Consider the following 11393-nt stretch of genomic DNA (forward strand, 5'->3'; position numbering starts at 1 on the left):
TTGGTTAAGATACATTCAATCGAACCTCCCGCCAACTCTAGAAATCAGCGAATATCACAAATTGATAACTCAGAATAACATATTCAAGATACAAGGAGGCCTTGAAATATGATGTCGAATACCCAGTCTTTTTTCCACTCACCTATTGATATAAGCTCGCCTATTCCTGTCGCGGAGCCTGAAGACGCAGGCCTTCAGCGAGATGTGCTCGACCAGGTCGATCAGATTATCCAGAAACAATACACGAAAATGCGCAGCTTTCTTCTGCTCCATGCTGGCAAACTCATCTACGAACGCTATTACAACGGTCATGACATTACCTCGCTGAATGATCTCAGGTCCGCTACCAAGAGTTTTACGTCAGTATTATGCGGCATCGCCCACTCACGCGGCGAATTACCTGACCTGAATTCCTCTGTAATTGACATCTTCCAGCGATATGTTCCCGAACGAGCCCATCCCCTATTGCAAAAGGTTTCCCTTCATCATCTGCTGACGATGACCTCAGGCTTTGCGTGGCAAACCGGTAAAAAGCTCGGGGAACCGCTCATTCACCGGTTCCACCGCAACCGAAAATGGACGAGCTTCGCGCTATCCCTCCCTGTCATTGAACAGGAAATGGGCCTCTTTCAATACCGGAGCACGGATTCCCATCTGCTCTCCGTTGCCATTTGCGAAGCTACGGGAATGGATGCTTACGCCTATGCCAGACAACATGTATTCGAGCCGCTCGGCATTCATCATACCGCCTGGTCCCCAAGCCCCGAGGGCCATAGTATGGGGCACATCGGCCTATATCTTACCTCACGCGACATGGCCAAATTCGGTCTTTGCTGCCTGAATGGGGGACGTTGGCAAGGCACCACGCTTATCCCGGAATCATGGCTTAAGAAAGCACTCGCTCCGCAGGTTGAGGGCTATCCCGCGTTTGGAGATTACGGATTCCAGTGGTGGACCGGGGTTCAGAACGGGACTCCCTTCGCGCTTGCTCACGGCCATGGAGGACAGCAAATCTACCTTTTCCCCCAATTGGAAACAGTCGCCGTATTTACGGCCGACAGCAAGGTCAGCCGCTGGAAGAACCCGCGGTTTCTGCTGGAGCGCTATATTCTAGATGCTCTAAAATCAAAATTCACAACGTCTTCGCCAAATAGCTGACAAATCGCCAGCGTCGGACTCTGTGCAAGAAGCATTCGATTCGTTGGCAAGCCTATAATCTGACCTTTTATGCAAATTTCAGCGGATAGTACCTCCTCTTTCTGGTTACTTTATGCGATATGAATCATTTCTAAAATCAAGCCTGAGAGGAGCATGCGACATGTCCGGTAAAGACAAGGATCTCCACCCTATTTCACGAGAAGAGGTTGAAGTAGACGGAACCTACACGAATGAATGGGGACGGGAGGAATATTTGAAACGCGGCGAGGAATTTCCGTTCGATCCCCAGAAGGGCTCCACGGAGTGGCGGCTGGCGGAGTATGATTTTGAAAACCACCATCGAGGCATGACAGATGAGCGTCTGGTTCCGAAGGAAAAAGGCCCTGATAAACAGGTGAATGCCGAATCTCCGCTGCGGCATGATGTGGAAGTAGATTAAAACCCTTGCATATCGGCAGTGAAGAGATGATTCATCAGACCTGCTTATAAAAGGGTGATATGACATGCGAAAATCGAAGCGTCTTCTGCTATGGCTGATCCCGATCGCCATCGTAGGAGCCATATGGCTTGCAGCTTCTATCGTGGAGCCGGAATACGCCTATATACCACCGGCACATAAGCTTGAGAATACCACGCAGCTCCAAGCCCAGCAAACGGGTTTCATTCGTCAGTATGATATCTGGGGCAAGACGCTTACGGTTCCCGGTACCGCCTTGAAGGATCAGGACCCCAGATTAACAGCCGCCCATGGCGCCGTTGAGGTAACGAAAGAGCTGCTTGCCTTAGGGCGCCGTACACTGTATGAGGAGTCCTTTGGCAATGAGGTGTTTTTAACGGATATCTTGGGGATCGTCGATGGTCCGATGAAGCTGAAAAACGTGGCAAAAGCGCTCGCCGAGCTGAAGGGACGCGGAACAACCAATCTACGCGTTGAACTCGATCAGGATGTTACAATCGGCGACAAATCCTTCCGCAAGGGAGATAAGATTGATACCGGCTTTGACGTAGCCAAAGGCGCCTATTCCCCCATTGGCGTTACGATTAAATATGCCGAAGGCAAAGCCAGCATCGGTGTTAGCTGCATGGCCTGCCATGCGACCGTAAACCGGGAAACGGGAAAGGTTGTGGAAGGTCCCCCCAATTCCGATTTGAACCTCGGTTTAATGCTGGCACTGGCCCCGAATAGCGCGGCGTATTTTACCCATACCGACATCACGAGCCTGGTGGATTATGTCAAGAACGAGCAGCGTACGGTTGTAAACTCTAAAGGAAAAACCGAAGCGCTGCCGGATCCCGTCCTGCTAGAGAAAGCCGTTGACGAAAATCTGGTCAAATGGATGCCCGGCACTTTCGATACAACCGTGGATTTGGTGAGCGACGTGACCCAAATTCCTGATATGTTTACGAAGGGTGATCACCCATACAGCTGGAGCGGCTTCGCTACCGCGGGTCCCTTCAAGGGACTTAGCACCTTTAGCAACAATGTTAACGCCCAGAATACGGATACCTTGAGTCAAACCGAGGTTAGCGAATCGTTATGGGGGATCGACAAAGAGATTTATGTGGGCACCATTCTGCAAAATGCAGCCCATCGCAAGTTTCGCTATGATCCGAGCAGCGGGCTGAAGCCAACCGAATTCTTCAACCGGCTGGATCCCAATCCCGGAACCCCCGGTGTGAATGAGGTTGTTAAGATTCCGAATTTCCCGAAAGTTTCAGCCATCGCCCCGAACGGGCTGTACATCAGTTCGCCGGGATTCAAAGCCGGGGAGCAGGTTAACGCCATGTCCGCCTATCAAAATACCATCCGTCCGCCCGAAACGGACCCCAAGGAAATCCCGGATGCCAAGACGATCAACCTCGGAGCGGAAGTGTTCAAAAAAGCACAATGCATCACCTGCCACGCTGGCGACTTCTTTACGAATAATCGCATTATACGCGCGGATGAAATTGGCACCGAGCCGGCAAGGGCCAAGGCTTTCAGTCGTACGCAGAACGCTTTTGGCGAAGCAGAGTTCTATCCACCCGACACTCCAGTGCCGATCCCTCCGGATGCCAAGGTAACCAAAATACCGCTGGACGATATCGACCCCGAGCAGATCGAGCTGGGCTTCGGCCATAAACAGTTGGGCGGCGGTTATAAGGTCAAAGGGCTGATCGGTCTCCGCTGGTCCGCACCGTATTTGCACGACGGCGGCGTAGCAGTCGGGCCTAAGCTGACGCAAACCGGCGTATCGGAGACGCTTATGAAAGGGATTCACCCGGACCCATACAACAGCCTGAAAGCCCTGATTGACCGCAAGCTGAGAGTGCAGGTCATCGAGGCGAACCGCAAGGATTCAAGGATGAGAGACACCCATGTTACCGGTCAGGGGCATGAGTATTGGGTGGACGAAAGCAGCGGTTTCACGCAAGAGCAGCAGGATGCTCTCGTGAAGTATCTGCTGCAATTAAAAATGAAATAAGTTCGGGATTTAACCATCATACTTTGTCCCATCGGCTCATAAGGTAAGGTATAAAGCTTGCCCTACCCCAGAACCGGTCTAAGACAAGGAGTTGATGAGATGTCCCCTTTCAAATCGTCCACAGGACTTCCCGAGAATCTGGCGGCTACGCTGTGCTATCTTTTTCCCATGGTCGGAGGAATTCTGTTTCTTTCATTAGAAAAAAGAAGCCGCTACGTCATATTCCATGCTCTGCAGTCCTTGCTGGCCTTCGGCATCCTGGCCGTCGCTCACCTGCTGTCGAGCGCGGTGCCCATCATCGGCCTTCTGGCCTCCGCCCTTCTGGCGCTGGTCGGCGTCTTGATGTGGCTGGTGCTTATGGCCAACGCCATTCAGGGAAAATGGTTCAAGCTGCCCTGGATCGGCAATATTGCAGAGAAACAAATGCAGCGTGTTTAAAACTTGGTGCCTCACGTAAAAACGGCTACCTCCACTCTTTGGAGGTAGCCGTTTTGTTGGGTTGGAACCTAGGGACCCGATCAAAAGAAAAACGTCTAACGTGCTTCTCACAGAAGACAGACCGCTTATTGCGAAAGCTTTTCTTGCAGATAAGGAGGTTAATGCCTCTGAAGTTGATACTTTCTTATCACTAAAAAAGCAGCCGGATGTCGTCCGGCTGCTTTCATTATACATGAATTGTAGAATTCTGAGGGGCATTTGTTAAGCAGCATGCCCTTCTGCTGTATCACCTTGCTCTGTGGAAGTGGGCTTGGTATTTCTCAAACCATTGAAGATCAGGTTCAGCACAATCGCTGTCAAGCTGCCCGCCACAATGCCGTTATCGGCAAGAATACGCAGGTTGTCAGGCAGACTGGCGAACAGACCCGGTACGGTTGTCACACCAAGGCCCATGCCGACGGAACATGCAATAATGAACAGGTTCTCGTGTCGGTTAAGGTCTACTTGATCCCCTAACATCCGAATACCGGAAGATACAACCATCCCGAACAGGGCTACCATGGCTCCACCGAGAACCGATGTTGGTACAAGCTGTGTCATAGCGGCAATCTTCGGAACAAATCCGATCAAGACCAGCAAGCCGCCTGCCACAACGATCACGTCACGCGTCTTCACACGGCTCATCTGAATCAGACCCACATTTTGAGAGTATGTGGTATAAGGGAACGAATTGAAAATACCGCCTACCACAATCGCAAGACCCTCCGCACGGTAACCACGGGACAGATCCTTGGAGGTAATGTCACGATCCACGATTTTGCCAAGCGCCATAAATACGCCTGTCGATTCGGCAACACTGACAATCGCCACCAGAATCATTGTCATGATGGGAACGATCTTAAACTCCGGCGTACCAAAAAAGAAAGGCTGCGGAGCACGGAACCAGCCGGCTTCGCGCAGCGGGGTTAAATCCACTCCACCGTATAATGCCGCTACCACGGTGCCTAGAATAAGACCCAGAAGTACCGATATCGAACGCAAGAAACCTTTGGCAAACCGATTCATGATAATAATGAAGGCAAGAACGCCGAAGCCAAGGGAAATGTTGAGCGCACTGCCAAAATCCTCGCTGCCTTGACCGCCTCCAAGGTCATTCAAAGCTACGGGAATCAGCGTCAAACCGATAATTGTAACAACAGAGCCTGTCACGACAGGCGGGAATACCTTAATCAGCTTACCGAATAAACCGGAGAACAGAATGACAAATATACCGGAAGCGATAATCGCTCCATAAATTGCCGACATCCCGTGCTTCTGTCCGATAATGATCATCGGACCTACGGCCTGGAATGCGCAGCCGAGCATGACCGGAAGACCGATACCGAAGTACTTGTTGCCGAATACCTGCAGCAAGGTTGCAACCCCGCAGGCAAGCAGGTCAATGGCGATGAGATACGTCAGCTGCTCCGTCGTTAAGCCGAGCTGCCCGCCAACGATAAGCGGTACGATGATAGCCCCTGCGTACATTGCCAATACATGCTGTAAACCCAGTGAAAAGGTTTTGCCCGGACTCCGATTTTTATCAAAAATCGGTTCTTGCACCGCTTGTTTCTGTTGTTCCATGGCTTCTTGATTCCCCCCAATTAAATTGTTAGCTTTCGGTCTATGCGAATGTCACTACGCCATCTTCAAGTGATGCAATCCGTACGAGCGATTCTACCCGGTAGCCCGCTTCGGCTAACAAGCGTCCTCCTGGTTGAAATGCCTTTTCAATGACGATCCCGATGCCTACCACCTCGGCACCCGCCTGTTCTACGATTCGGGCAAGCCCGAATGCCGCCTCGCCGTTGGCAAGGAAGTCATCCACGATCAGCACTTTATCGCCGGGCTTGATGAATTTCTTCGCGACCGTAATCTCGTTCGTCTCCTGCTTGGTGAAGGAATACACCTTCTCCACGAATATATCCTCACGGAGGGTCAGCGACTTCTGCTTCCGTGCAAAGATGAGAGGCACTTCCATCTCAAGGGCGGTCATAATGCCGGGCGCGATGCCGGAGGATTCAATGGTCAATACACGAGTCACGTTCGCTTCCTTAAACAATCGCGTAAATTCCTTTCCCACCTCTTTCATCAATACCGGGTCCATCTGGTGGTTCAGGAATGAATCCACCTTAAGTACCTGTCCGCTTAATACAATGCCTTCCTCTTTCACTTTGTTCTGCAGTAATTGCATGATGCTCCCCCTTAAATTTGTTTACATTCCAAGCAAAAAAAGCCCACTTCCTCCTTTCACCGAATCGCCGGGAAAGAAAGAAATGGGCATAAGCAACAAAAACGCACCGTGAGCCACCTGAGGTCAAATGGAATTGACCTGGCTTGTCCGCTGCTGCTATAACCCGTAGTCCAATCATTTCCGGTGATCGGGTAGAGACATGCAGGCCAATTCCTGCACCTATACGAGAAAATGTATAAAATCCAAATTCCTTAGAATGCTTACGTGTAAATGTTATATTTCCGAATGAATGAAGTATAACGCATTCCCTATGAAAAAATAAAGTGAAAATTTACGGAAATAATAAACTGCTGGTCAATTAAAGGAAAAAAGCCGCCCCATAAGTTTCATGGGACAGCCTGCAGAGGCACTAAATCAGCTGGAAAACCTCAATAATCGATTCCATAGGATCACCGATGGACACGGATACATAGCCGTTTACATCAATCAGCTGGATATGGAGCGTATAAGTTCCACCATGAGCTTGCTGCCAGAGGAATAAGATATCACTCCCACTCCCATTCCCTTCCATTTCCATGTCAACAGCGGTTAAACTGCGTTCACTCGGTAACCCATCAATATCATCTATTGAAATGTAACATGGATCTGTACGATCTCGGAGCGGGAACCCAGACGAATCGGCGGTCCCCAGAAGCCGTAGCCCGAGGACACGATGGAATGCATCGGGCCCTTTTGCAGATACCCCCAATCATTCTCGAACATGGCTTCCGTAATGAGATGTGCCGGGAATACCTGCCCACGGTGCGTATGCCCAGAAACGATAAGGTCTACGCCCTGCTGCTGTGCTTCCTCCAGCGCATTCGGTTGATGATCAAGCAGAAGAATCGGCTTGGATAGATCGGTCCCAGCCATGATCGTGGACAATTCGGCCCGCTCCTGATCCTGTTTATCCCGTCTGCCAACCAGCGTCAGGCCCTCCACCGTCAATTTCTCATCATACAGCACGGTCATGCCGCTATGCTCAAGAGCCGCGATCAGTTCCGGAATTTCTCCTTCGAATCGGTCATGATTGCCCAGTGAGGCATACACACCATACGTTGCCTGGATACCGGTCAGAATCTGATCGATCCCCTGACGTAAATAAGCATCCAGATCGTCATCGATGATATCGCCTGGAAACAATACCAGATCCGGCTTTAAGTCATTGATCTCCTTCACCATGCGCGCAGCATGGGCTTTACCTGACAGGACGCCGAAGTGCATATCGGAAGCCATAACGATATTCAGCTGCTCAAGCGTGCCGGCGTCCTTGTCCACCTGAATATCATAAGCTCGAACCGTTGGACTATAAGCATTAAAAGAGCCGAAACCGATCACAATCACCATGAACACCAACACGATAAAACCCGCCGCCTTCTCCAGGCCATCTCTTCGCAATGCCGTCAATCTCAGCAGCCACAACATGATATGCATCAACGGGAGAAGGATGATCAGAACATAGAAAATAGCCATCCAATACGATCCTATCACACTCAGCACGGTGAGATTACCGAAGAACCGTCCTGAAATAAACGATGTCGATACCACCGTCAGCACGACTATGTATGTCCATTTGAGCACAAGGGATGGACCCGGTTTCATCCAGCTCCAAATACTTCGACCCATATAATAAACCAGCAACCCGTAAATCAATAATGCGACGATTCCTGCAAAAATAAACATCTCCATCCCCTTCCGTACATCCATTATAACAAGCGGATTTTATGAATCCCAGTGGACGTTACGGAAGGCAGATGGGGTTATTCATTTCTTCGCAAGTATCATGATGTCTCCAGCAGGCCGTTACAAGCCCGTGCGTTGTTTAGGCAGCAGCTCGTTCAGCAGCGATTTCAGATTGCGGTCTTCCGTATATTTTTCTTGACCCATGTCGAGTTCGTTCACACGTATATAAGTATAACTTTCCGTAGGATTCTCCGGTTTAAAAAGAAGTTCATCATGCGGGTCAGGTACCACCTTATACTCCATTTCATGAAACATATCGAGCAGCTGCTGACCTGTAGGATTCTCTCCTTTATCCACAAAAATCAATCCCCGAAGCTTCTTAGGTTCTTCCTTATGTCCCACTGTAAAATGAACGATGCATTCCATGCTCATTCATCCCCCTTCTCTTGGTTGTCATGATTGCGATTAAAAACCGCCTCATTCATGCTCTCCTGCCAGCCACTTCCCGCCTGTTGCTGGATCTTAAGCAAATAAACGCCAAGATAAATCCCGGCGTTCCTTATCTTTATGTTTATTACATTGTACGATGAACCATGATGCCTAACTGTGATAAAAGTCACTTCTAGGAGCCTTCCATGAGCTGAGCCTAAACCCTAGGCCGTATTTCGATTGGTATCCCCGTCCATTGAGTCAGAATCAGCTTCATATTCTGCGAGTTTGGATTTCGATTCCGCAGCCTGGTCTTCCTGAGTTTCAGCGTCGGCTTCCGCATTAAGATACTGGCTCTGGATCAGACCAAAGTGCTCTCCATAACGCGTTTCCAGCTGCTCACCCATGTCCTGTTCGAGCTGGAACAATACCATCTCCTGCGTAAAATGGTGAAGCAGCAGCTCCGCCAGTACCGGATGCTCCGTGATGACCGCTCCTGTATCATATTCCCCGCCGCGCATCCCAAGTATGCACCACTGCCGATCCACAACAAAAGAAAATTTCCGGCCGCCTCCTCTACGCTCCGCAAGGCCGTTCCACCCAGGCCACGCCAGCGTTCTTGAGAGTCCCTGTTCCGGGCCGTCACAAGCCCACAGCACCTTGACTCCCCTTGCCTCCGCTTCTGCCAGCGGTTCACGCAGAAGCGATGCCTCTTCACGCCAGACGTCAACCACGATCTCCTGTTTCGCTCGCTTCAATTCCCGGACGAGCACATCAAGCACCGCCTGATCTCCTTCCATACTGAGGAAGGGAGCAGCGGTACCGCTTCCTCGCGGCAAGCTCTTCTCAACAAAAGCGAGTGATGCCTCGACACGGCCGGATATCATCCGCGTCAGTTCCTCCGGTTTCAACGAACGGTAACGGACGGGTTCCCCGTCCATTCGCTCAAGTGCCCCTTGCCGCTCCAAACGCTGCATGGCTGCATAGACATTAGAACGCGAAGCTCCAAGTCGTTTAGCTACCTCATAACCACCCGCCGGCCCATACTCGGCAAGGTCCACCATAATTTTCGATTCAATCTCCGTAAATCCCAAATTCCGCAAATGATGCAGCAATTGTTCCATATTATTAGTCCTCCCAAGATGCTCGAACGCTTGCTCTATCATTCATACTGTCATATTAACACTCGCGCAAGGGCATGATCGTCCGAATCCCTATATCTTAAATCTGTTCAGCTCCGCAGCGCGGACACCATTTCGAGCCTTTAGGCAGGTCGACACTGCAAATCTGGCACTTCACCATATCGCGCGTTTCCTCATCATCACCAACATAGTCCTGACTTTGGTTATTCTCCTGCCAGAAACGAATGCGGCGGTCCAGTTCCAGCTGCCTCTCCCGCTCCCGCTCGAGTTCTTCCCAGTGACGGCGCTCCTTCTCCTGCTCCTCCTGCTCGATACGAAGATGTTCCGGATCAACCTCCGGTTCAGACAGCTCCATTTCCTCGTGCTGCCGCTCCGGCTCCGGTTCATACATATCCGGCTCGTATGGATCCGGATTCGAACGGTAATCATAGGTATGCAATTCGTCCTGCTCCTGTTGTTCTTCAGCCGCTGCATATTCATGTTTATCAAACATGATTTTACGCTCAGGCTCCCTTGGTTCTTCCGCTGTTGACTTCTCAGGGTGAATTAAATTATCAAGCTTATTCCCGCAGTACGGACAGAAATTTGCATCCAGTGCGACCACCCGCCCGCATTCACAGACCCGCTCATTCTTGAGGACCGCAATGCGATTCCGAATTGCTTCGATTTGCTCCTGCAATCCATCACAGGTTTGCGCAAGCTCGACCATTTCTTTTTCTGCCATCGTCATGTCCTGCTGACGGTAACCCTCATAGAACACTTTACCCATCTGCAAGTAATATGAGTTCTTCTGCTGTTCGATTTCGGAAATTTGGCTGTTGAGCTTATTCACTTCCACCACGTGCTGGGCCTTTTCCGTTGCGCGGTTGGCTCCATCCTTGAGCTTTTGTAAAATATTCATTTATGAATCCTCCTCTTTCTCATATCCCGATTCACCGGCGAGCCGCCGGCGCATTGTCCTATTACTTCATTAAGGTTATTAACGATTTTTAGCTAGCCATAAACCGGCTATCCCATGTTTTTTACCGTTTCGCATACTACTCATTGTGATGATATGCTCCTCATCGTCCAGTATACTGCCACCATGGTGATTCTATCATACCAAATTCCTTGCCCCATGTGAAAAAGGAAGCACCTTCCAACCCCGCTGCTGATTCATCCGGGTCCCGAACGTGTATATGATTAGAAAACTGGATAGTACAATGCCGCGTCCTATTCCGTGCAGCCCTTAGCTGCCGAAGTCTGGAGGGATTTAATATGAGAAACGATAAAAAGACGTATTATGTTTCAGTCAATCACAATCTGATCCAGGATGTACCGAACGATACCAATGAATATGTCGTATATATGGATGATGAAGAGGTCTCCAAACTGAGGGGGCTGCTGTATGAAGTCAGCAGCAGCGATCGGTATGCGTTTAAGCGTACATTCGTCCCTTACAAGTCGGCAGATCATGACGATGCTGCCGAGCAATACGATGAACGAACGATGAACCTCTACCACTTTCTCCATGAACATGGAGATGAGCGCACCCGCAAAACCATTGAGGACATGAACATCCTCGGCAAGCTGACCGACACCGGCTACGATGATCCTGGTTATGAGGACTCACCATTAAATAAGTAAAGACTGTCAGTCCGTAAGAAAAACGTATATCGACGTACCTTCTCAGAAGACAGACCGCATTTAGCGGAAGTTTTTCTTGCGATTATAGAATGGTTCAGCTCCGCTAAAAACTTGTACATTCTAAAATCTTAAGAAAAACGTATATCGACGTACCTTCTCAGAAGACAGACCGCATTTAGC

11 protein-coding genes and 1 riboswitch are annotated in these 11393 nt (G+C 50.0%); of the genes, 5 read left to right on the top strand and 6 right to left on the bottom strand.

The window, feature by feature from the left end; all coding sequences use genetic code 11:
* The first annotated feature begins 111 nt into the window (after window positions 1-111).
* From ABEW73_RS25250 to ABEW73_RS25265, 4 genes are all read left to right on the top strand, one after another.
* On the top strand, window positions 112-1158 hold the full coding sequence (locus tag ABEW73_RS25250) for a serine hydrolase domain-containing protein (RefSeq protein ID WP_430173255.1): 1047 nt from the start codon (window positions 112-114) through the stop codon (window positions 1156-1158).
* Between the two features lie 160 nt (window positions 1159-1318).
* Window positions 1319-1597, top strand: coding sequence for a transposase (locus tag ABEW73_RS25255; protein ID WP_076326002.1), 279 nt, complete (start codon window positions 1319-1321; stop codon window positions 1595-1597).
* 64 nt (window positions 1598-1661) lie between these two features.
* Window positions 1662-3623 carry an electron transport protein gene (locus tag ABEW73_RS25260; RefSeq protein WP_430172997.1) on the top strand — a complete coding sequence of 654 codons (1962 nt, stop codon included), beginning with the start codon at window positions 1662-1664 and terminating at the stop codon, window positions 3621-3623.
* Between the two features lie 99 nt (window positions 3624-3722).
* Window positions 3723-4061 carry a DUF4870 domain-containing protein gene (locus tag ABEW73_RS25265; RefSeq protein ID WP_076326004.1) on the top strand — a complete coding sequence of 113 codons (339 nt, stop codon included), beginning with the start codon at window positions 3723-3725 and terminating at the stop codon, window positions 4059-4061.
* A 261-nt stretch (window positions 4062-4322) separates the two neighbouring features.
* On the opposite strand, the gene ABEW73_RS25270 is transcribed toward ABEW73_RS25265, so the two are convergent.
* The 6 genes from ABEW73_RS25270 to ABEW73_RS25295 form a co-directional block, all read right to left on the bottom strand.
* Window positions 4323-5684, bottom strand: a complete 1362-nt coding sequence (locus tag ABEW73_RS25270; protein ID WP_430172995.1) for a nucleobase:cation symporter-2 family protein — start codon at window positions 5682-5684, stop codon at window positions 4323-4325.
* Between the two features lie 40 nt (window positions 5685-5724).
* On the bottom strand, window positions 5725-6294 hold the full coding sequence (locus tag ABEW73_RS25275) for a xanthine phosphoribosyltransferase (protein ID WP_009593434.1): 570 nt from the start codon (window positions 6292-6294) through the stop codon (window positions 5725-5727).
* Window positions 6295-6440: 146 nt separating this feature from the next.
* Window positions 6441-6541: riboswitch (purine riboswitch) on the bottom strand.
* A gap of 377 nt (window positions 6542-6918) precedes the next feature.
* Window positions 6919-8016: a metallophosphoesterase gene (locus ABEW73_RS25280; protein WP_430172993.1), complete on the bottom strand. Its 1098-nt coding sequence runs from the start codon at window positions 8014-8016 to the stop codon at window positions 6919-6921.
* A gap of 120 nt (window positions 8017-8136) precedes the next feature.
* Window positions 8137-8442, bottom strand: a complete 306-nt coding sequence (locus ABEW73_RS25285; RefSeq protein ID WP_179090732.1) for a hypothetical protein — start codon at window positions 8440-8442, stop codon at window positions 8137-8139.
* Window positions 8443-8669: 227 nt separating this feature from the next.
* The gene (locus ABEW73_RS25290) at window positions 8670-9569 is read right to left on the bottom strand and encodes a TrmB family transcriptional regulator (protein WP_430172991.1); all 900 of its coding nucleotides are present in this window, start codon (window positions 9567-9569) and stop codon (window positions 8670-8672) included.
* A gap of 97 nt (window positions 9570-9666) precedes the next feature.
* The gene (locus tag ABEW73_RS25295) at window positions 9667-10488 is read right to left on the bottom strand and encodes a zinc ribbon domain-containing protein (RefSeq protein ID WP_430172990.1); all 822 of its coding nucleotides are present in this window, start codon (window positions 10486-10488) and stop codon (window positions 9667-9669) included.
* Between the two features lie 356 nt (window positions 10489-10844).
* On the opposite strand from ABEW73_RS25295, the gene ABEW73_RS25300 reads away from it, so the two are divergent.
* On the top strand, window positions 10845-11213 hold the full coding sequence (locus ABEW73_RS25300) for a hypothetical protein (RefSeq protein ID WP_076326011.1): 369 nt from the start codon (window positions 10845-10847) through the stop codon (window positions 11211-11213).
* The last annotated feature ends 180 nt before the right edge of the window (window positions 11214-11393 follow it).

It is taken from the genome of Paenibacillus lautus (assembly GCF_050482385.1).
Taxonomy (GTDB): domain Bacteria; phylum Bacillota; class Bacilli; order Paenibacillales; family Paenibacillaceae; genus Paenibacillus_AQ; species Paenibacillus_AQ lautus_B.